The 21,622-nt window shown below is 42.0% G+C and carries 15 protein-coding genes; 9 read left to right on the top strand and 6 right to left on the bottom strand.

The window, feature by feature from the left end; translation table 11 throughout:
• The first annotated feature begins 184 nt into the window (after window positions 1-184).
• From H6G83_RS06030 to H6G83_RS06015, 4 genes are all read left to right on the top strand, one after another.
• Window positions 185-1,165, top strand: a complete 981-nt coding sequence (locus tag H6G83_RS06030; protein ID WP_190468463.1) for a PP2C family serine/threonine-protein phosphatase — start codon at window positions 185-187, stop codon at window positions 1,163-1,165.
• 399 nt (window positions 1,166-1,564) lie between these two features.
• On the top strand, window positions 1,565-2,848 hold the full coding sequence (locus H6G83_RS06025; RefSeq protein WP_190468461.1) for a vWA domain-containing protein: 1,284 nt from the start codon (window positions 1,565-1,567) through the stop codon (window positions 2,846-2,848).
• Window positions 2,849-3,009: 161 nt separating this feature from the next.
• Window positions 3,010-3,699 (top strand): FHA domain-containing protein, encoded by a 690-nt coding sequence (locus H6G83_RS36205; RefSeq protein WP_190468457.1) that lies wholly within the window; start codon window positions 3,010-3,012, stop codon window positions 3,697-3,699.
• A gap of 24 nt (window positions 3,700-3,723) precedes the next feature.
• On the top strand, window positions 3,724-5,103 hold the full coding sequence (locus H6G83_RS06015; RefSeq protein WP_190468453.1) for a hypothetical protein: 1,380 nt from the start codon (window positions 3,724-3,726) through the stop codon (window positions 5,101-5,103).
• 220 nt (window positions 5,104-5,323) lie between these two features.
• Here the strand turns inward: H6G83_RS06015 and H6G83_RS06010 are convergent, their stop codons facing one another.
• Both H6G83_RS06010 and H6G83_RS06005 read right to left on the bottom strand, forming a co-directional pair.
• A complete protein-coding gene (locus H6G83_RS06010) occupies window positions 5,324-5,758 on the bottom strand; it encodes an acyl-CoA thioesterase (RefSeq protein WP_190468451.1) in 435 nt (144 codons plus the stop codon).
• Between the two features lie 269 nt (window positions 5,759-6,027).
• The gene (locus tag H6G83_RS06005) at window positions 6,028-6,459 is read right to left on the bottom strand and encodes a pentapeptide repeat-containing protein (RefSeq protein WP_190468448.1); all 432 of its coding nucleotides are present in this window, start codon (window positions 6,457-6,459) and stop codon (window positions 6,028-6,030) included.
• A 593-nt stretch (window positions 6,460-7,052) separates the two neighbouring features.
• Between H6G83_RS06005 and H6G83_RS06000 the strand changes: the two genes are divergently transcribed.
• Window positions 7,053-9,833 carry a zinc-dependent metalloprotease gene (locus tag H6G83_RS06000; RefSeq protein ID WP_190468443.1) on the top strand — a complete coding sequence of 927 codons (2,781 nt, stop codon included), beginning with the start codon at window positions 7,053-7,055 and terminating at the stop codon, window positions 9,831-9,833.
• A 70-nt stretch (window positions 9,834-9,903) separates the two neighbouring features.
• On the opposite strand, the gene H6G83_RS05995 is transcribed toward H6G83_RS06000, so the two are convergent.
• The 4 genes from H6G83_RS05995 to H6G83_RS35810 form a co-directional block, all read right to left on the bottom strand.
• Window positions 9,904-10,914, bottom strand: coding sequence for an SDR family oxidoreductase (locus H6G83_RS05995; protein WP_190468440.1), 1,011 nt, complete (start codon window positions 10,912-10,914; stop codon window positions 9,904-9,906).
• Between the two features lie 785 nt (window positions 10,915-11,699).
• Window positions 11,700-12,530 carry a response regulator transcription factor gene (locus H6G83_RS05990; protein WP_190468436.1) on the bottom strand — a complete coding sequence of 277 codons (831 nt, stop codon included), beginning with the start codon at window positions 12,528-12,530 and terminating at the stop codon, window positions 11,700-11,702.
• A 134-nt stretch (window positions 12,531-12,664) separates the two neighbouring features.
• The gene (locus H6G83_RS05985) at window positions 12,665-14,578 is read right to left on the bottom strand and encodes a scytonemin biosynthesis sensor histidine kinase (RefSeq protein WP_190468433.1); all 1,914 of its coding nucleotides are present in this window, start codon (window positions 14,576-14,578) and stop codon (window positions 12,665-12,667) included.
• Window positions 14,579-15,206: 628 nt separating this feature from the next.
• Window positions 15,207-15,338, bottom strand: a complete 132-nt coding sequence (locus H6G83_RS35810) for a hypothetical protein (protein WP_277876284.1) — start codon at window positions 15,336-15,338, stop codon at window positions 15,207-15,209.
• A gap of 520 nt (window positions 15,339-15,858) precedes the next feature.
• Between H6G83_RS35810 and scyA the strand changes: the two genes are divergently transcribed.
• The 4 genes from scyA to H6G83_RS05965 all read left to right on the top strand — a co-directional run bounded on the left by scyA (window position 15,859) and on the right by H6G83_RS05965 (window position 21,582).
• Entirely contained in the window at window positions 15,859-17,745 is a 1,887-nt protein-coding gene (scyA, locus tag H6G83_RS05980; RefSeq protein ID WP_190468430.1) for a scytonemin biosynthesis protein ScyA, read from the top strand.
• 346 nt (window positions 17,746-18,091) lie between these two features.
• Window positions 18,092-19,153: a tryptophan dehydrogenase ScyB gene (gene scyB / locus H6G83_RS05975; RefSeq protein WP_190468426.1), complete on the top strand. Its 1,062-nt coding sequence runs from the start codon at window positions 18,092-18,094 to the stop codon at window positions 19,151-19,153.
• Window positions 19,154-19,189: 36 nt separating this feature from the next.
• The gene (gene scyC, locus H6G83_RS05970) at window positions 19,190-20,170 is read left to right on the top strand and encodes a scytonemin biosynthesis cyclase/decarboxylase ScyC (protein ID WP_190468423.1); all 981 of its coding nucleotides are present in this window, start codon (window positions 19,190-19,192) and stop codon (window positions 20,168-20,170) included.
• A gap of 113 nt (window positions 20,171-20,283) precedes the next feature.
• Window positions 20,284-21,582 carry a ScyD/ScyE family protein gene (locus H6G83_RS05965; RefSeq protein WP_190468419.1) on the top strand — a complete coding sequence of 433 codons (1,299 nt, stop codon included), beginning with the start codon at window positions 20,284-20,286 and terminating at the stop codon, window positions 21,580-21,582.
• The last annotated feature ends 40 nt before the right edge of the window (window positions 21,583-21,622 follow it).

Here is a 21,622-nt window from a genome sequence, read left to right as displayed (position 1 = left end):
TACCTCACGCAAAGGCGCAAAGGCGCAAGGTTACAAAGAAAAATAAGAGTTAATTTAATATTTCATACTCTGATTCAGCAACGCCAAAATTTAACAAAACTCTGCGTTCCTCTGCGCTAACCTCTGCGTTCCTCTGCGTTTAAAAAGCAAAGTTAATGAGACAGATTACTGATGAGGACAAAATATGCAGTGTATGACTTGCGGTGCTTCCGTCTTAGCTGAGGATAAATTTTGTGAAGAATGCGGTACACCTTTAACAGCTAGTAAACCGCCAACCGTTACTCAAGGATGTGCAAAATGCGGCGCACCGAATAGCGCTATTGATGCAGAAGGCTACTGTGGTGAATGTGGATTTCGTCAAGAACAACGGGAACGCTTAGAAGTAATTATCAATTCGCACCTAGCCGGAGTGAGCGATCGCGGACTCAGACATCACAGCAATCAAGACTTTCTTGCCTTACAACAACTTAATGATACTGAACATATTCTCATAGTTTGTGATGGCGTTTCCAGTTCCACCAAGCCTGAATTAGCAGCACAAACAGTCGCTAACAGCGCCTGTTTAGCCTTGGCTGCTGCTAGAGAACGTGGGGAAACTCCAGATTCAGCCATGAAATCAGCCTTTATCACTGCTTTAAAAGATATATGTAATCTTACTCAAGTATTAAGTATAAAATATGAACCACCATCTACAACCATTGTCGCCGCCATTGTCCAAGCAGGCGTGGCTACTATTGGCTGGTTAGGAGACAGTCGCGCTTACTGGATTTCTCCTCACGGGTGTCAACAACTAACTCAGGATGACTCCTGGCTAAATGAAGTAGTCGCAGCCGGGATAATCAGCGAACAACAAGCCAGACAATCACCTAAAGCTCATGCGATTACGCGCTGGCTAGGAGCAGATGCAGTGGAAGATGCGGTGCCGACAATTATTAATTTTACTATTCCTAATTCTGGATATCTAATTCTTTGTACTGATGGGTTATGGAATTATACCATAGATGCTGCACATTTAGGTGAATTGGTGCAGCAATCACCTAGCACAGATGCGATCGCCATATCTCACACACTCACAGAATTCGCCCTCAACAGTGGCGGACATGACAACATTACCGTTGCTGTCCTCTGCTTAAGCAGGGGACAGGGGACAGGGGACAGGGGATAGGGGGGAACTTTCAAGGGCAGGTTTTTTACACTTCGACCCAAAAACACTGATTTTAGGGTGTAGGGGTATAAGGGTGTAGGGGTGTAGGGGTAGATGAAAGTCTGATAATTTACTGAATCTTATAGTCCTCACTGATTACTTTATGAAAAACCTGCCCTTAAGAGATAGGGGGGAAGGGGGAAAGGGTAAGGGGGGAAGGGGAAAGGGTAAGGGGGAAAGGGGGAAAGGGGAAAGGGAAAAATAACAACTGACAACTGATAACTGTCAACTAATAACTGATAACTGATAACTGATAACTGACAACTGATAACTGTCAACTGTCAACTGATAACTGATAACTGATAACTGATAACTGATAACTGACAACACAAACTATTACCAAAATCACAACCAACCACTATGTCTGAACAATTTAGAGCAGAAGTTTTTCAAAATCAGTACCTTCCCCAAGGTGTAAGAGAAGTTAATGCAATTATGACTATCACCTCGGAAAACGTTGATGTCAAAGTCGCTACTCCTAAGAATGGCAGACTTTTCGGGATTATCTGCGACACATCTGGCTCAATGGGTGGTAACAAGATCCAAGCAGCCAAAGAAGCGATGAGCAAATTAGTGAATTTGCTTCCCCATGATGCTCATTTCTTCATCGTTACAGGTGCGAGTAGAGCCAATGTTGTATTTCCAGTTTCTCCTGCTACGGGTGAAAAAAAACAGCAAGCGATCGCAGCCATCAAGCATATTAAAGCTAATGGTGGTACTCTCATGTCTACTTGGCTGACTCAGGCTTTAACACAATTTAAAATAATGCCTCAAGCAGTGCGTCAAGCGCTCCTCCTCACCGATGGACAAAATGACGACTCTGATGAAGAATCCTTGCAGAATGTACTAAAACAATGCGAAGGTGTCTTCCAATGCGACTGTCGCGGCGTGGGTACTGACTGGCGAGTGGCGCAACTACAACAAATTGCTGATCAACTCTTAGGGACAACCGATATAATTCCTAACGCCGCCATGATTGAAGCTGACTTTCGTAGCATTCTGGAAAAAGCCATGAGTAAGAATGTCAGCGATGTGGCTTTGCGTTTATGGACACCCCAAGGAGCGAAAATTCTCTTTTGTAAACAAGTCAGCCCTGATATTGTTGACCTCACCCACCGTAGTCAACCAGTTAAGGCTCAAGTAGTAGATTATCCCACAGGTGCTTGGGGAAGCAACGAATCTCGTGATTACCACTTTTGTATTGAAGTAAATCCTGGTAATGTCGGTGATGAAATGTTAGCTGGTCGAGCCAGCTTAATTTATACCCTCAATGGAGTAGAAAATAAACTGGCGGAAGCTCGGATTTTAGCAACCTGGACTGATGACGAAGCCAAATCTACCAAAATTGACCGACGTGTTGCTCATTATACCGGACAAGCAGAATTAGCTCAGTCAATTCAAGAAGGATTAGAAGCCCGTGCTAGGAATGATATGGAAATTGCTACAGCTAAGTTAGGTAAAGCAGTCAAACTAGCCCATGAGTCAGGAAATGAAGCTACTGCTAAACTACTCAAAACTGTAGTTGATGTGCTAGATGCACCCACAGGTACAGTGCGCCTGAAGCGAGAAGTAGCCAAAGAAGATGCTATGGCGCTGGAAACTCGTTCTACAAAAACAACTCGCATTCCTAAATCAGGGAATTAGTGGGACTGGGGACTGGGGACTCTCACAAGTGTAGGTTTTTAATCCAACGTGAGTTCGACAAGCGTTGTTTTGACCTCACCCCCAACCCCTCTCCTTCGAGGAGAGGGGAGTAAGAGGGTGATTTTTTCGTTTCTTTTTAAAAGGAATTTGGAGTAAGTAACGTGACAACATATCAATGTCCTAAAGGACATGAATCTACTGAATCAGATTTTTGTTCAGAGTGCGGTACTAAGATTTTAGGTATATCGGAAATTCCGTTAGTAGAGAAAACAATTACCCCAACGCTAACACCCACAACTACAGAACTTTGCCCAGCTTGTGGCGCTCCCCGTGAACCTAATAGTGGCAATTTTTGTGAAATTTGCGGTTATAACTTTATCACTGGGGCGCATGGAGAATTAGCGATCGCCAAACCCACTCAAGGCGCAGATAATAATACAGTACGACAGACCATAACCAATAATTCTCACTCTGCATCATCCATACTGGGTTGGGAATTAGTGGTGACTGTTGACCCATCCTTACGCCATCCCGATAGCCCAGAACCACCTATTAATCAACCACCAATTATATTTCGTCTGGACAAGCCAGTAAATTTAATTGGTCGCAATAGCCAAGCTAGAGCTGTTCACCCAGAAATTGTTTTAGATTTTGATGGTGCTGTCTCACATCGCCATGCTTTGCTGACTCTAGAAACAGACAATACTCTGACGCTGCGGGATATTGGTTCTTCTAATGGAACGCAATTAAAAGCTGTGGAATTGAAGCCGATGGTAGATGTCAAGCTGCAAGATGGAGATGAATTTACCTTGGGACATTGGACTCGAATTTCCGTCAAAGCTGTTTACTAACTAGATAAACTTATCAATAAGTATATGAATAATATCATTGCAGTTTTCAGCAAAAGAAACTATAAGTTTACCACTCCCCGTCTCCTCCAAGGCGGATTATATTTAACTGGAGCCTCCAGTTTATTGTTATTAATTGCCATCATTAGCGCCGTTCAAGGGCAAAGACAAGCTATCAAAACAGTTGGTCTAGATGCTACACCAAGCATTGTTACCGCACAACGCCTTAAGGACGCATTTGCAGGTATGGATGCTTATGTCGCTAATGAATTATTATTACCACCTGGACAAAATCCAGATGCTGTCAAAGGCTACGAGGAAAGATACACAAGAGCGACGGAAAGATTAGTAATTGCTGCTGAGAATATCAGTTTCGGGGAGAAAGAACGCAAAACCATTCAAAAAATGCAGTTAGGTTTTGGTAACTACATTGCTAAAATTCAGCAAGCAAGAGATTTTCATGCACGTGGTGATATTAACGGTATGTTAGTTGCTTTTCGTGCGTCTGCGGAAATTATGGATAAAACTCTTCTACCAACAGCCGATGAGTTAGATCAACTCAACTTCCAAGTTTTAAACCAAATTTATACAGAACAAAGGGTTGCTGCTAGTAAGCCTTTGCTGTTAATTATGATTTGTGGTGCAGCGCTGATAATTGTGTTAGTAGAGATGCAGATATTTCTAAGTCTACGGATGCGCCGCATATTTAATCCTCTGCTGCTGGTAGCTACTGCGATCGCTCTACTTTTAGTAACCTATACCACAACAACGTTACGGTCGGCGACGGAAAATCTCCGCATAGCTAAAGAAGAAGCTTTCGATTCCATACACGCTTTGCGTTTAGCTCGTGCTGCTGGCTATATTGCTAATGCTACGAAAACCCGCTATTTGCTTGACCCAACTTTCGCCACTAACTACGAAAAAGCTTTCTTCCAAAATATAGCACAAATTGCCGAAATTCCTCCAGGTCAAACTGCCCAAAGTATAGCGAATATCTATAATTCTTCAGGTAAAAAGGTAGATGGTTTTAAAGGTTATATTGCTGATGAACTCGATAATCTTTCCTTCCCTGGAGAAAAACAAGCAACAATCGCCACTCTGGAAATTGTAGGTCAATACTTAGCCGTTGATCAACAAATTCGCCAGTTAGAACGCAGTGGTAAACATCAAGAAGCGATCGCTCTAGCTGTAGGAAAAAAGCCAGGACAATCTAACTGGTTATTTGAGGAGTTTAAAAAAGCTAATAGCACAACATTTGATATCAATCAAGCCGCTTTTGATAAAGCCATAAAGCAAGGCTTTTCCGATGTAGATGGTTTTGAGATGAAAACAGGAGTTGCAATAGGAATGATTGCGATATTAAGTTTCTGTGGTGTATTACCTCGTCTCAAAGAATATTCAAGTTAATCTCATAAGTGAGAGTTTATTTATAAAGTAGAGACGTTACATGTAACGTCTCTACATGGTTTTGTGTTTGACACTTGTACCTCATTTACCCAAAATATGCTGTATCTGTTGCGTTCTTTTTTCAAATTGGTATAACCTCTGTGTCTTTGTGCCTCTGTGGTTATCTAATACAACATTTTAGCCTTGCCACGCCAGTAGTGTGTGTTAGCTGCATATAATCCTAACGTAAATACTCTTGCAGCGTAGGTTCGGGAAATTGCATAAATTTATCTATCATCAGGCGGGGAATTGGTCGCGGACGCATGGTTTTAGCGTCCACCCAAACCCATAAAGCTTCAGCTTTAACTAATAAATTTGCTTCATTTTGCTTGCGAATTTCATAACCACGTAAAGCACGAGTACCTTGTATTTGTTTCAACCAAGTTGTAACTTCTAGATTTTCACCCGCAACTGCTGGACGCAAATAGTCAATTTCTACTCGCCGCATCACAAACACACAACCAAATTCCCGGTAAACATCTAATGTCAAACCTAGATGTTCTGAATGTTCAATGGCTGCTTGTTCCAGATAATTTTGGTATACTGCATTGTTTACGTGTCCGAGCGCATCCATTTCATAATGGCGCACACGTAATAAGGTTTTGAATAATTCCATTATCAGTTATCAGTTGTCAGTTATCAGTTGTCAGTTATCAGTTGTCAGTTGTCAGTTATCAGTTATCAGTTGTCAGTTGTCAGTTATCAGTTGTCAGTTATCAGTTGTCAGTTATCAGTTATTAGTTATTAGTTATTATTTATTAGTTAGCAGTTAGCAGTTATTAGTCATCAGTTAGTAGTTATCAGTTTATGTTCACTGTTCACTGATTACTGTTAACTGATAACTGTTCACTGGTTTCAACACCTACTCCCCTGTTTCTTGCTATTTTATCTGACATAGCCGCCATACAAAGCACCATTTAAAATGGCTCCTCTTAAATCAGCATTAGCTAAGATAGCGCCTTCTAAATCAGCATTGTGGAGTTCGGCGTTAGTGAGTTTAACACCTGTCAAATTCGTACCGGTTAAACTAGCATCGCTGGCGAAAACATCGCTTAAATTAGCTCCTTTGAGGTTTGCACCAGTTAAATCAGCACCTTCTAAATTAGCTGATTTGAGGTTTGCTCCTGCTAAATTGGCATTTCTCAAGTCAGCACCAATTAAATGAGCTTGCTGTAAGTTTGCTCCTGCGAGGTTACACCCTGCACAACTCCTAGTTGCGAGTAATTGTCGAACATGAGCAGGATTTGCAGCTTGTGCTGGAGTCGTGAAAGCAATTGTACTTAATAGTGCTGTGGTAGCTAAAATCTCTAGTTTCATCTTTATTACCTCATGAAGTTACTAAAGGTTTTACTTGAAAACCGATTAAGCTTCCTGATAACTAGGTTCCCTCAACTAACCAGCTTTTGCCTTCATACATATGGGGTATAAAAATTGTGAGATTTATGTAGTCAATGCTGAATAAATTTGATGCAACCACTATCAAAGGTGGTGTTTGTGTCAGTACACCCGTGATAAATTTTGACTAATTCTCTAAGTAGTGCTAGCCTGCTGTCATCGTCACAATCTTTAGCCGTAGCATCCACTACATTTTTTAGGTTCTAATGCAGATATAGTGCAAAAACATCTATCTGTGGGTTTATGGTATGTATATCTTGAGAGGTAAATATTGCTAAATTGTTAATTTTATCTTATAAATGAAAAATTACCAAATGACTCTCATGCAATCAAACCACACAATACTTTTGGGTAGTATTGTCGTTTTTCCTATGGACAAACAATAGTTTGTCTAACTCAAGTAGATTTATATGCGCTTAAGTTATCAATATCTAGGCAGTATTTGAAAAGCTGGCAAATAGCATATTAATCTACATTTTCTACACACAAAACCGCTTCAGGCAGAAAAATCAAGGATGAAATACTGGATAGCTAAGTTAGTAGTATTTATAGTGTTTTTATGTAATTTATTACTGATTTCTTATGATGCAAAAGCCGAGCAACTAACACAGCCTGATATAGAGCAACTCAGTCCCCTCCCGGTAGTGGAAATAGCTGTTGCTGAAAATGATCGTGGGGAAAAACCACAGGAAGATTTTTGGCGATTTCGTGAGCTAGTGAAGGGAGCGCAGAAGCTACAAGGACTTTTTACTATTTATAAACGAGAAAATTCTGGGGAAGTTTTCTTAGAAATTAAGCCAGAGCAATTGAATAAAAACTACTTAGCTACAGTTACATTAGAATCGGGTGTGGGGGAAAGCGGTATTTATAGCGGTTCACCTTTAGCTGATTATTTATTTTATTTCCGGCGAGTTAATAATAATTTGCACTTTGTGGTGCGTAATGTTAAATTCCGTACAGAAACGGGTAATCCAGAACAGCGATCGCTTGCTCGTTCATTTAGCGATTCAGTTCTCTATTCCTTACCCATAAACACTATTGACCCCCGTAGCAGAAATATTCTCATAGATTTAGATGACCTGCTGATGCAGGACTTCGCAGGTTTAACTCCTCTATTGAAATACTCTCTACAAGCTGACTACCACCTAGAAAGAAACAAATCATATTTTGGTGATGTTAATAGTTTACCCGAAAATCTAGAAATTGAGTCAATTTACGGTTTTTCCTCAGCAGAAGGAGCAGATTTAGTTACCTTACCTGATAGGCGATCGCTCACGCTCAAACTACATTATAGTTTTTCCCAACTTCCAGAAAACAACGGCTATATTCCCAGACTAGCCGACGATCGCGTAGGATATTTCATCACTGCTTTTCAAGACTTCTCAAATCACAACAATCAAGAACCCTTTGTCCGCTACATCAATCGTTGGCATCTCGAACCATCAGATCCTAACGCACCCTTATCACCACCCAAACAGCCGATAGTATTTTGGATTGAAAATGCTGTACCCCACGCCTATCGTCAAGCCATTCAAGAAGGCGTACTCATGTGGAACAAAGCCTTTGCCAAAGCCGGATTTGCTAACGCCATTGAAGTGCGACAAATGCCAGATGATGCGGACTGGCAACCTGCCGATGTCCGTTACAATACTATTCGCTGGTTTAATTCTCTAGATGCAGGCTTCGCCAAAGGCCCAGTCCGTGTCAACCCCCTCACAGGAGAAATTTTAGACGCAGATATCATCATTGATGCCAACATGGTGCTATCTGTTCAGCAAGAATACCGCGCCTTGATGGATGATAATTCATCGCTGGGTATGTGTAGGGGAAAAGAGGCAGGAGGCAGGAGGCAGGAGGCAGGAGGCAGGAGGCAGGAGGCAACAGAAGAATATCTTATTCCCCAATCCCCAATCCCCAATCCCCTTTCCCCTTTCTCCCCCAATCCCCAGTCCGAACTCTGCTATAGCCAAAATACATCCGAACAAGCAGCTATGGGGGCGTTGGCGTTATCCCTTCTGCACAATACTAAACCTAGTAGCGAGGCGATGCAGGAATATGTGCATCAATACCTGCGCTATCTCGTCGCCCATGAAGTTGGTCATACTCTGGGTTTACGCCATAACTTTCACGGTAGCACTATGTTGACTCCCCAGGAGTTAAATAACGTAGAAATCACTCGTATCAAAGGTTTAGTCGGTTCGGTGATGGACTATTTACCCGTGAATATAGCACCCCAAGGAGTGGAACAAGGGGACTATTTTCCAGAGGTAATTGGGCCTTATGATGAATGGGCGATTGAGTATGGTTATAAAAATAGTCCTCATGGAGTAGATGAGGTAATTACCCCGGCAGAAGAGAAAGATTTTTTACAGCAGATTGCTTTGGCATCTCCGCAACCAGAATTATCTTACGCAACTGATGAAGATATCTGGGATATCAATCCTCTGGCGAATCTCTGGGATATGAGTAGTGATGTGCTGGTATATTCACAATGGCAAATGGATAACGCCCGTGTGATGTGGCAGCGTCTTGATGACCATTATCTACCGCCAGGTGAAAGTTACAGCCATTTGCGCGTTTTATTTAATCGGGTATTGAAATATTATTTTCGTAACGCTGCTTTACTTTCCAAATATATTGGTGGACAATCCTTCCGGCGGACTCATGTCAGTGATGATAGTGCTTGGGCTTTTGTGCCAGTTCCCCTTGACAAACAGCGTCAGGCTTTAGCAGAGTTACAAGAGTATGTTTTTGCTGAGGATGCGTTTAGCTTCTCACCCAAATTACTCAACCAACTAGCGCCCTCCCGTTGGCAACATTGGGGAAGTTCTGTACCCAACAATCGCCTAGACTATCCCATTCATGAACGGGTGTTAAATTTTCAACGGTATATCCTGCGATCGCTCTTAGACAACGAACGTCTCCACCGTATCCAAGATATAGAACTGAAAACCCCAACCCAGCAAGCCCTTACCTTACCAGAATTATTCGACACCTTGCAACAAGGTATTTGGACAGAAGTTCTCACTACACCCCAACCAAAGCCAATCTCTAGTATTCGTCGTTCACTGCAACGAGAATATTTAGATATCCTCCTAGAGATGGTCTTACATAATCTTGATGCACCCGAAGATGGACGCACAATAGCTTGGTATGAGTTACGTCAACTGCAAACAGCCATTGACACCCAGTTAAGACAATTGGGTAAACAAGGCGATATTTACACCTTAGCCCACTTGCAATTTTCTCGCGATCGCATCACCAAAGCATTGAATGCACAGTTAGTTTCGCAATAGGGACTGGGAACTGTCAGTGAACAGTTAACAGTTAACATCACCTGATAACTGATAACTGATAACTGATAACTCAAGTCCGCCTAACCGCCTGCGCTGCGAGGAAAGCTAAGAAAGTACCAGCAGCGATCGCACCCCATTGTAGTGGCGGATTCTGTTCGATAAAGTCGGAAATACTGGGAATTACCAAGTGGCTGTAGTCGCCATCTACTCTATCGTGTTCTGGAACAGGTTGATAAAAGTTGTTGGGGTCATCTGGTGATTTAGGTTCGCCGGAACTGCGTTGAAATTGGAAGCCGACGAGTAGTAATAATGTGTCTGTGAGTTGTGGGGAGATGCGATGAAGTATGTCTAATATTTTCGCTACATCCCCAACCAACAACTCGCGGGTGGGATGTTCGGCGGCGTGGAGGATGGCGTTAGCTACTAATCGCGGATCATAGTAAGGTGGTACGCCGGATGGCTTGACACCCAATTTTGTTAGACCATTATTCCAGAAGGGTGTGTTGATGACGGCTGGCTTAATACTGGTAACGCTAATCGGCCATTTATCATCTATCAGTTCTAGACGCATTGCATCGATGAAACCGTCTACCCCATGTTTGGCTGAGGAATAGGCGCTTTGGTATGGTAGCGATCGCGTACCTTCCATTGAGGAAACGTGAATCAATGCACCCCTACCTTCGCGCTTGAGGTGAGGAAGTGCAGCCATCGCCCCGTACACTTGCCCCATCAGGCTAACATCAATCACGTGCTTAAACTCTTCTGGTGTGGTATTGTCAAAGGTGGCAAACAGACCAATAGCCGAGACTTGTACCCAAGTGTCGAGTCTGCCGTAATAGTCTACAGCTTTATCTGCGATCGCCTTTATTTGTTCAAAGTGTTGTACATCAGCAACTACCGCTATTGCATCACCACCAAACTCGGTAATCTCTTTAATTAAAGACTCTAACCCCGACTGACTCCGCGCGGCAACAACTACCTTTGCACCACCTTTAGCAAAGCGCAGCGCTGTCTCACGTCCAATTCCACTGGAAGCCCCAACAACGACAACTACCTGTTGATTAATTGGCTTCAATTGCATAAATATACTCCTTCGACTTAATCCGAAATCTGTCAATATCACAGGGGACAGGGGACAGGGAACAGGTTACAGAATTAAAAGTCTTTTGCTGTCTAAGTTTTTTCATTTCCTCATGTCCTAACTGTCTTGGCTATTGCTATATCTATTAGTTGGAAACCAGTTTTTCGGCTTGCTCTGTCATGGTTTCATTCAACCTCACGAGAAAAGTTGAGAAATGTTAAGATAAAATAAAAGTTCACTGAATATGCCTTAATATAAGTTTCATGTAAAGTGCTTTTGATAGTTATAAAAAAGCCATACAAAATAAAGTTGTTATTGTCATTAAACAGGGACAACATATTTAATTGAGTTTACGTCAAAGACTATACGACACTTCAAGTCTCATGAATAAAGCTCCCAAGACACTTGTTCAGGAGCTAACTTGAGTGTGAAACAGTCAATAAACTTAATTTAACTTTAATGAAGGGTTTATCCCTCTATCTCCAGAAAGGGCATATTACTAAATCATATTTAACTTGGGAAATAGCTTGAAAAACTTAAAACATACCCTCAGAATAATTCGTAATTGCCTCTAACAAGGCATACGCTAAACTCTGACGATTTTACTTTTGGCAATTGCAAATGATTGATTATTTCATACTTGATGAAATAACAAATAGCTTAATTATTCTAGAAAAATTTAACATTCAAAATGTATAAGTCATCAGAGCTAAGTGATAATCAACAAACTTGGATTACCAAGCGTAAGTACGCCAGCAACGCTCACAAATGACTAATAACTACTCTTAAGTTTTGACCAGTTCTTGTTTCTGCTTATAGCACAACCGCCAAGCGTGGGGAGGTAAACCATTATGTTGGCGGAATTGGCGGGAGAAATGACATACGTGTTGATATCCCAATGAGCGAGAAATTTGTTCTACTGTCTCATCACTATTTTGCAGTAAACGACGAGCTTCCGCCATCCGGCGTTTGACAATCCAGTTATTGATAGTATCTCCTGTCTGTTTAGCTACGCGGTTAGTCAAATAAGCGGGAGAGTAACCAACAGCCGCCGCCACATCACATAGTGTAATCCCCTGATGAAAATAAGCCTCAATAAAGTCAAAAACTTCTTTCAATTGGGGGGTGGCGGGGAAAATTGACTGAGGTTCTGTCGGAGTTGTGGCGGCGGAATTAGCTACAGGCGCAGGTTTTATGCTTTTGGTGATAAAATTATTGCACCAGTTTTGCAGAGATGCTTGCTTGCGTAAGCGAACGGCGATCGCTTTGAGTAACTCATCTAGAGTAGATGGTTTGGTAATATAATCATCAGCCCCTAATTCCATCCCCTTGCGAATATCTCCCCTAGTATCGCTAGCACTCAGAAAAATCAGGGGAATAGGTGCTGTTCGCGGATCTTGGCGGAGTGCAGTCAGAACAGCATAGCCATCCATTTGCGGCATCATGATATCGCAAATCACTATGTCAGGTAAATACTCTTGTGCTTTTTGAATACCCACCATCCCATTCTCAGCACCGATAGCATCGAACCCTTCAATTTTCAATCCCTTTAAGTAGAGATTGCGGGTTACTGTATCGTCTTCAATGACTAGAATTGTACGTGATGATTCCTGCATTGTTTTTCCGTAAATAGAAGTTTGCATCAATAGTCTTTACCAATCTCTGCATTCAGTGTTAAGCAATATCCCTTTGTTCCATTTCATAAATATGAAGTAAAAACTTAACACTTAGAACTTGGAACAAATAAGGTTTATATTGTGTATGGTAGAATTACGGTAAATGTTGTACCTACACCAACTTTACTTTCCACAGCAATTTGACCGCTATGTAAATCTACCAGTGTTTTCACAATCGACAGTCCCAGTCCAGTACCTGGAATATGATCAACATTGTTGCCTCGGTAAAATGGTTCAAAAAGTCGTTTTTGGTCTGGTAAGGAAATGCCAATTCCACTATCTTTGACTTGCAGAACTACCTTTTCATTGTTACGGAAAAGTTTCAACTCCACCATACTACCAGAGGGAGAATATTTCACGGCATTATCTAGCAAATTCTTCAGAATCGAATCTAATATATTCTTATCCATCCAAACTGTTAGATAGTTCTCCTGGCTGATAAAATTAATCAGATTGGGAAAGTTACCCATTTGCATTTGTGCGACTAAATCATTGCAAAACTCCACTAACTCAAATTGGTTCGGTTCGACTTTCAGCTTGGCTGCTTCTGTCCTGGCAAAGAACAACATATCATCCAACATTTGGTTAAGTTGTTGAATAGATAATTGAACTTGGTCGAGTATTGGTTGCACTGTCTCCTCTGTTTCCCCATCAAGATATCGCTTCAGTAAGTTATTTGAAAAAGAAACTATATTTAAAGGATTTCGGAATTGATGGCAAACCATAGCAAGAAAACTTGCTCTTAATTCACCAAGATGTTTTGCCTGTTCTAAAGCCTGGTTAAGTTCTGATTCAGCTTGTTTATAATCGGTGATATCAATAGCTGTGATCATTTCCACCGATTTACCTTGAAAATCAATCGTGCTATCGATTGTTGTTACCGCACCAGCTAACCAACGTTCCACACCATTTTTAGTCAGAATAGTGATTTCTTGATACTCAAAATTAGCTGCTTTAGCCGAATTACGTATCTGTCTACCTTTTCTCTGTTTAATTAGCCTGCGAATATCAAAACCATCTAATAGTTCTTCTCTAGTGTAGCCTGTTAGTACCTGTACTGCGGGATTAACATAACAAAATTGCTTACCTTGGATGAGAAAGATGCTCGCATCACTAGTCTCAGCCAAAGCACGGAATCTTGCTTCATTCAAACGCAATGCTTCTTCTGTCTGTCTAGATTTGGTAATATCCCAAATACTCCAGACTCTGCCAATTATTTTTTCACCCAACCACTGCGGCTGAGAATATTGAGCAAAAACCCTACCATCCTTCAATTCTAAAACATCGTAGCTCTCGATATTCGATGTACTAGAAACCTCCCAAATCATTCTATTAAAAGTGTCAGGGTCTTTGAGTTGGCTTTCAAAAAAAGCCTTGCAGCGCGGACATTTTTTAGATAAAATTAAAGCCTGTGGAATTCTCCACATTTCCGCAAATTTTTGATTATAGTTAAGAATATCGCCTTCAAAATTCAGAGAAACAATCCCGATCGCAGTAGATTCAAGAGTCGAACTCAATACAGATAGAGATGTTTCTAAATTAGTCTCTTTTTTCTTCAATTCCGCAACTTGCTGTTGCAGATTGTTGTTGGCTTCTCTTAATTCATTCAGCCACTTTTGTACACTTAAATCTACTATTTCGCTACTCTTTTCCCGTACAAAAGCGCAGCCAAATCTTCTGCCTTGATCTTCTATAAAAGTCAGTGATATTTCCACCAAAAATGTTCTCCCATTTTTGGCGCGATAGCGAGTTTTAAATATGCCAGAATCTTGTAATTGAATTTTCGCCCAATCACGCGCAGAGAAATCTATATCTACATCTGGCAAACTCATCGTCAATAATTCTTCACGAGAATATTCAATCAGGCGACAAGTTGCATAATTGACATAGAGAAACTGCCAGTCCTCCCCTAAGCAAAAGGCTGCTTCTACAGTGTTGTTTATCAGAAAATGAGCAAACTTAAAATCTAACTCTGACTGGATAGTCATTACGTTTTAGAACTCCAAAACAGCTTTGATTTTTACCTATAGGCATAGTAAAACCCGACTCCTTACGAGGGTTTCCTCGAAATCAATGTATAGATTTGTATGTATTTTTTAGATGAATTTTATGTGTTATTTATGTAAAGCCAGGGAAACCTCTATTTCTTTTTGCATATTTCGTGTTACTCCTCTACAAGTAACTCAATAATTCCAACCAAAATCCTAATTTCGCCTAAATTTGCAGTTATCTTCTCATTAACTAGCCCTCTTAATTATTCTTAAATTACTCACTCAGGAATCTAATATGGATGTATCAGTTGATTCATCTGTCATTAGAAATACATTGCCCTCTACCAGACCTCTACCTCTAAAAAGCTATCTATCATTAGACATAGATTTGGTGACGCGATCGCTTGTTTAGTTGTCAATTTCTTTGATCTGATTGAATAGTCCATTGTTTCATGGATATTTAAAACCAGCTACTAACTACCGACCACTGACAACTAACAAATCCTCACCACTGATGGGATGTCCGGAGAAAAACACAACAACGGATGCTGGCACATAACAAAAAATCAGTTAGCGTTACTATCATAATTGTCATATTTTGGCTGTTGTAATTTATTACTATGCTCTAAAGCGAACTCAACAATTTAGATTGACTGTTTTCATCAATTAAAATTGATTTTGCCTCGGCAATAGTACCAGCGTAACTAGTTCGATTTACATCGAAAAAGATATCAGTATACTGCCAAGTATTGAGCATAATTACTTAGGTATTGAAGTCTAAGTAAAGAATTATTTCCTTAAGTAATGTGACATAACTTAACAAATAGTGCAAGATGCCTAGAGAATTTGCTATGTTTTGCCCAAGATTCATTTATGCTAGCGAGTCCGAAAGAATTGGTAAGTGCAAACAAAAGATTCTTCATTGCAAGCTAGTGTTGATTTCACGTAGGCTTGTCTTCATAACTACCGACCTGTTTTTCACAGTGAACAGTGAACAGTTATCAGTTAAATCCTTGGTGAAACACCACACCAATTGGTGGAAGGCGTATCTTGGCGCTTCTTTATCCCCCAGCATAAGCCTGATAACTGGTAACTGACAACTGATAACTGCTTTAAAAGTTTTCCTGGGTTGTAAAGCTGTAACCTAACCTCTACTACTGCCTCAGCCCAACCTCGCTAATACTACAAGCAACAAGTTTCTTGACCTTAGATTTCACCCTATGGCTAAACATAGCCGAGAGAACCTTGTGCAAACTTCTGGAATTAACTGAACCCAAATGAGTCAAAAATATACTGATGCCAACTCCCAGATTCTGACTGGTGAGCTGTACAAAGAATTACCCACAGACAGCAGTCAATATGTTGAATCTTTATCTCATGATTCCCGTGAGTTAAACGATATAGAAGTTAAGCCCTTGTTTGCCCAACAAGCAAACTCCACCGTCTCCGTTGCCGAAGCCATTGTGCAAATGCTAGTCAACTTGGGCGTATCTGGTGCTTTCGGTGTGGCTGGGGGCGCAATGGCTAGTCTGTGGAATGCCCTATCCAATAGCGCCCTGCAAGTGTTGAACTTCCGCCACGAAGCAGGAGCCGCCTTTGCTGCTGCTGAAGCCTACTTTGCCAATAATCACCCCACAGTGGTATTTACAACAGCCGGGCCAGGTATTACCAACGCCCTCACAGGCTTATTTGCCGCCCGTGGTGAAGGTGCAAAGGTGATTCTGTTATCAGCTTGTACCTCATCGCCCCAACGTGGACGCTGGGCAATTCAAGAAACCAGCAGCTACACCTTACCTAATGGGGGAATATTTACTTCTGGTGTATTGTTCAACTACGCTATTACCTTAGAATCAGCCGCTCAACTACCGCAAATTTTCCGCAAACTAGCTTTGGGTTTAGCCCAACCAGGCGGATTTGTTGCCCACATCAGTATTCCTACAGGTGTACAGACAAGCCTTGTAGAAGGCATATCTTGGCCAGAATTGAATGTGGCTGATTATCGGGTAACTGCCCACAAAGAAAAGATTGCTAAATCCGCAGAGTTATTATCCTCCGAACCCTTTGCCATTTGGGTTGGTTTTGGGGCGCGTCATGCGGCTGCAGAAATTCGTCAGCTAGCCGAGAGAACAGGTGCAGCCGTTTTTTGCTCACCCCGTGGTAAAGGTATCTTTCCCGAAAACCATCCCCAGTTTGTGGGTGTGACAGGATTGGGTGGTGATGCTTCTGTCATTACCTATATGGAGGAGCAAACCCCAGCCCGTACTCTCGTATTAGGAACCCGTTTAGGTGAACCGACTTCTTTCTGGAGTCCCACGATGATTCCCGCCAAGGGCTTTGTTCACGTAGATATTGACCCGGAAGTTCCCGGAGTGGCTTATCCCCACGCCAACACCTTTTCAATTCAAGCTGACATCAAGACCTATTTGCAGGATCTTTTGCAATATTTTCCCGCAACTCCTCATACTGGGAGATTGTCTTTACCTCGTCCGCAACTCGATCCCATCCCCGACGGTGCAGACTACCCAGTACGTCCAGAAGTATTGATGGCTGCTATTCAAAAGATTGTGGTTGAGGGTAGCGATGCAATAGTTTTGGCGGAGTGTGGTAACTCATTTACTTGGTCTACTCATTGTTTGCGGTTTAATGAAGCCAATCGTTACCGTGTTAGCACCGGAGTAGGTGCAATGGGTCATGCAGCTACAGGTGTTGTCGGTGCAGCGCAAGCCCGGAACGGTAAAGCTGTAGCGATTGTAGGTGATGGGGCAATGCTGATGAATAATGAAATCAGCACAGCCGTGAAATATAAGATTCCGGCGATTTGGATTGTGCTTAACGATGCCCGATACAATATGTGCTATCAAGGCATGAAGGTGTTGGGATTGAAGGGCGCAGATGCAGAGATTCCCCCAGCCAACTTTGCCATGATTGCTCGTGGTATGGGCGCAGATGGGATTGCTGTGTTGAATGAGTCTGATTTAGAGGCGGCTTTAAAACAGGCGATCGCAGCTGATGGCCCCTTCGTTGTCGATGTCATCATCGACGCAGACCGCCCCGCACCCTCTGGCGGACGCAACAAGAGTTTGGCAGCCCAAGGGGTGAAATCCACTACTAACGGCAATGGCAAATCAGCAGCCACCAAACACATCTCCTTCCCCTTGGTGTGATGCCCAAAAATATGTCTGAAGCGATCGCTCAAGAAGATGGTATGAAAAGAGAACTTCTCAATTCATACCAATAACCAAAACAATGAAGTTAGAAATTTTCCGCTTTTTTGGACAAACATCAAGCTTCCAATTTCTGAACTCCCTAATTATACAGAGTGGCAACATTAGCTAACAGTTTCGCAAGAATTCTTCACACTCCCTAGATTGATCCCAACGCCTAATGATTGATGTTTGTCCTTATTGGTAATCGGTAATAAATAACTAGCTTTGACTATTACCGATTACCCATTACCAAAACCACAGCTAAATTTTGTCCCCACTTACCTCCCATTATTGAGAAACCAAAATGCAGCTATTTGAAACAGTTAGAGAAATGGGTCACGAGCAAATCCTCTACTGTCATGGGAAAAACCCAGACATCAGAGCCATCATTGCCATCCATGACACCAGCTTAGGCCCAGCAATGGGAGCAACAAGACTCTATCCTTATGTTAATGAAGAAGCAGCTTTAAGAGATGCTTTGCGTCTCAGCCGGGGGATGACTTATAAAGCAGCTTGTGCAAACATTCCTGCTGGCGGTGGCAAAGCAGTGATTATTGCTAACCCCGCAGATAAAACAGATGAAATGTTGAGAGCTTATGGACATTTTGTCGAAAGCCTCAAAGGACGTTTTATCACCGGACAAGACATGAACATCACACCAGATGATGTCCGCACAATTTATCAAGAAACTAAATATGTAGTTGGTGTGGAAGAGAAATCTGGTGGCCCTGCTCCCATTACAGCTTTAGGTGTATTTCTAGGGCTAAAAGCTGCTGTCAAATTTCGCTGGCAAACCGAGAGACTTGATGGTCTAAAGGTTGCCGTACAAGGATTAGGCAACGTTGGGAGTAACCTTTGTCGCCATCTACATGAACATGGTGTCGAGCTAATTGTCGCTGATGTTAGTCCTGAGAAAACTGCTGAAATAAAACAACGTTTTGGTGCTACAGTAGTAGAACCAGATGAAATATACTCACAAGCAGTAGATATTTTTGCTCCCTGCGCTATGGGGGGAATTATTAATAGTCAAACTATTCCCCAAATCCAAGCCAAAATTATTGCTGGCGCAGCCAATAATCAACTAGAAAATGAGCGCCTACATGGTCAAAGATTAGTAGAAAAAGGCATCCTCTACTGTCCTGATTATGTAATTAATGCCGGCGGTATTATCAACGTTTACAACGAGATGATTGGCTACGAAGAAGATAAAGCCTTCAAGCAAGTCAATAATATTTACGACACACTGCTAGCAATTTTTAATATTGCCAAACAGCAAAGCATTACTACAAATGATGCTTCAAAACGGCTAGCGGATGAAAGAATTATGAAGGCAAGAATCAGTAAAAAGCAGCCAGTAGCTGCATAAAACTGAGTCAGAAATTATTAATTTGAGGAGCGAACAGTGGAAAAGAATACCTTTGCGACATCCGCATATATTGCCACATCACCAGAAACCGCATTCAAATATCTTTGCGGTTTGAAAAACTTAGATGATTGGACATTATTCAGTCGGATGCAGGAACAAGTTGATGAAGATACTTGGATAGGCACTGCATCCGGTTATCAAAGAAATTTATATTATCATGTTAAGAAACTCGAAAACCCACTATTTTATGGCATCGAGTGGCATTGCGGGTTAGAGTACAATCAATATTTCCAAGTTTATCCCGTATTACTGTTTCCCCCAGACTATATTGAACCGGGAACAGATGAAAAAGGTGTGTACTTCCATTGGTTAAGCTTTGTTGATCCTGGTCGGCAAACACAAATGATTATGCAAGGTATTCATACAGTGCATACTTCTGAATGCCGTTCCCTCAAAGCTAACTTAGAACGTAGAGAGGGTTTGACAACAGCAGCCAAAGGACGCTACTTTATTGATACAGATACCATCTATGTAGATGCTCCTGTAGAATTGGGAGTTGAATATTTAACAGAAGTCAAAAATATTGATGATTGGGCGCATTTAGTTAGACCAGTAGGGGAACTAAGGGGTCAGTCTGGTGATTTTCTGGACGAATACGACCAAAAAGTCACAATATCTGTACGTGTCCATAGCCTGAGCAAGTATTACCTACTAGAAGAAGAATACTTCTACCCAGAACACAATTATTATCAGCGTTCTGTAGCTTTACTCATCCCCGCCGCTTATTCCTTCGCTGACCCTGAAGCGACTGGTTTCATCCTCCATCGCATCACCTTCTGGAAAAATGATGGACAACTCCCTCACGGCAAGCTTCAGATAGAAGACTTTGGCGCTGAGAGCATGAACATCAAACGTTTCCTAGAAGCCAAAGCTGGCAACTTCGCATCCTTCGACCGGGGTATGAGCTATGTACCAGTACACAAACTTAAACAACAAGAATTAGTAGCTAGCCGCTAATAGCAATTCCTTATGAAGATGTAGAGACGTTGCATGCAACGTCTCTACAGAAAAGACTAGAGCTGTTACTTTGCGCTAACCTCCCATCTCTCCGCGTTGAAAAATCTCAGACCATGCAACACATCCAACTCAAACAACTCACAATTACCTTATTTACCCTTTGTGTTGCCACCTTTTCAGGAATGAAAGCTGCGGAAGCTGCATCTTTTTCAGTAGTGGCGGACGGTCTGAATAACGCCAGAGGATTAAGTTTTGGCCCTGATGGCGCGTTATATGTCACCGAAGCTGGAACAGGGGGTAATGGAGCTTGCGTTTCCTCTGTAACTGGTCAAGGTTCCTTGTGCTATGGTGCAACGGGTAGAGTTCTGAAAATTCAGAACGGTCAAACTCAAACTGCACTCTCAGGACTACCTTCTATCGCCCTAGCTGATGGCTCAAACGCTGGTGGAGCGAGAGACATCCAATTTGATGCTACAGGAAAGCCCTATATTTTGCTGGGATATGGGACTAATCCGAGCTTCCGCAGTAGTCTTGGCGATGTTGACTTGGGCAAAATTATCACCGCCGATTTTGAAACTAACTCATGGACGACTGTTGCTGACATATCTAACTATGAGTTGGTGAATAATCCTGATGGTAGTGATCTGAATAGTAATCCCTTGGGGTTGTATATCGACGGCGATCGCTTACTCGTTGTTGATGCAGGCGCTAACGACTTGTTAAGTGTGGAAAAAGATGGCTCTAACTTGCAAGCGTTGACTGTATTCCCCGAAGAAACATTGACTAACCCTACCTTCCCCCCCGACGGTGAACCATCCACCGAACCCGGACAAGTACCAACTCCCACAGAAGAACCGCCATCGGAGTTATCTGTACAAGTAGTACCTTCCAGTGTCGTCAAAGGCCCTGATGGTGCTTACTACGTTAGTCAATTTACTGGTTTCCCCTTTGCTGAAGGTGAAGCCAAAATCTTTCGAGTTGGTACTGATGGGAAGACAACAGTTTACGCAGATGGCTTTACCCATTTGACAGACTTGGAATTTGATAGTGATGGTAATTTGTATGCCTTACAGTATGCCAATCAGTCAGCGTGGAAAGGTAACGTTAATGGTTCATTAATCAAAATAACTCCTGATGGTAAGCGAAAAACTATCCTCAGTGGTAATGGACTAGAGTCACCCAACGCTTTGACCATTGGTGGTGATGGTGCGATTTATATATCTAATCGTAGCGATCGCCCTGGACAAGGACAAATCATCAGAATTGATCATCCCCAGTCTGTCCCTGAACCTACTGCTGTTGCTGGCATAGTAGCCTTTAGCATTTTCAGTGTTGGTTCGTTGCGTCATCAAAAACGTAACACAAACCGCACCAAGACTTTACCTTGGCAACTTCATACCAGTCATAAATAATGACTGAAAATTTTTCAACCTCATTAATATCTAAACCTTC

The organism is Anabaena azotica FACHB-119 (assembly GCF_014697625.1).
GTDB lineage: Bacteria > Cyanobacteriota > Cyanobacteriia > Cyanobacteriales > Nostocaceae > Trichormus > Trichormus azoticus_A.
This window is presented reverse-complemented; position numbering and strand designations above follow the sequence as displayed.

Bases quoted from the DNA above. Each gene is read 5' to 3' on its own strand.
- H6G83_RS05985 (WP_190468433.1), bottom strand. From the start codon at position 14,578: ATGACTATCCAGTCAGAGTTAGATTTTAAGTTTGCTCATTTTCTGATA.
- H6G83_RS06000 (WP_190468443.1), top strand. From the start codon at position 7,053: ATGAAATACTGGATAGCTAAGTTAGTAGTATTTATAGTGTTTTTATGT.
- H6G83_RS06015 (WP_190468453.1), top strand. From the start codon at position 3,724: ATGAATAATATCATTGCAGTTTTCAGCAAAAGAAACTATAAGTTTACC.
- H6G83_RS06025 (WP_190468461.1), top strand. From the start codon at position 1,565: ATGTCTGAACAATTTAGAGCAGAAGTTTTTCAAAATCAGTACCTTCCC.
- H6G83_RS05990 (WP_190468436.1), bottom strand. From the start codon at position 12,530: ATGCAGGAATCATCACGTACAATTCTAGTCATTGAAGACGATACAGTA.
- scyA (WP_190468430.1), top strand. From the start codon at position 15,859: ATGAGTCAAAAATATACTGATGCCAACTCCCAGATTCTGACTGGTGAG.
- scyB (WP_190468426.1), top strand. From the start codon at position 18,092: ATGCAGCTATTTGAAACAGTTAGAGAAATGGGTCACGAGCAAATCCTC.
- H6G83_RS06005 (WP_190468448.1), bottom strand. From the start codon at position 6,459: ATGAAACTAGAGATTTTAGCTACCACAGCACTATTAAGTACAATTGCT.
- H6G83_RS06030 (WP_190468463.1), top strand. From the start codon at position 185: ATGCAGTGTATGACTTGCGGTGCTTCCGTCTTAGCTGAGGATAAATTT.
- H6G83_RS05995 (WP_190468440.1), bottom strand. From the start codon at position 10,914: ATGCAATTGAAGCCAATTAATCAACAGGTAGTTGTCGTTGTTGGGGCT.
- H6G83_RS05965 (WP_190468419.1), top strand. From the start codon at position 20,284: ATGCAACACATCCAACTCAAACAACTCACAATTACCTTATTTACCCTT.
- H6G83_RS35810 (WP_277876284.1), bottom strand. From the start codon at position 15,338: ATGCTCAATACTTGGCAGTATACTGATATCTTTTTCGATGTAAATCGA.
- H6G83_RS06010 (WP_190468451.1), bottom strand. From the start codon at position 5,758: ATGGAATTATTCAAAACCTTATTACGTGTGCGCCATTATGAAATGGAT.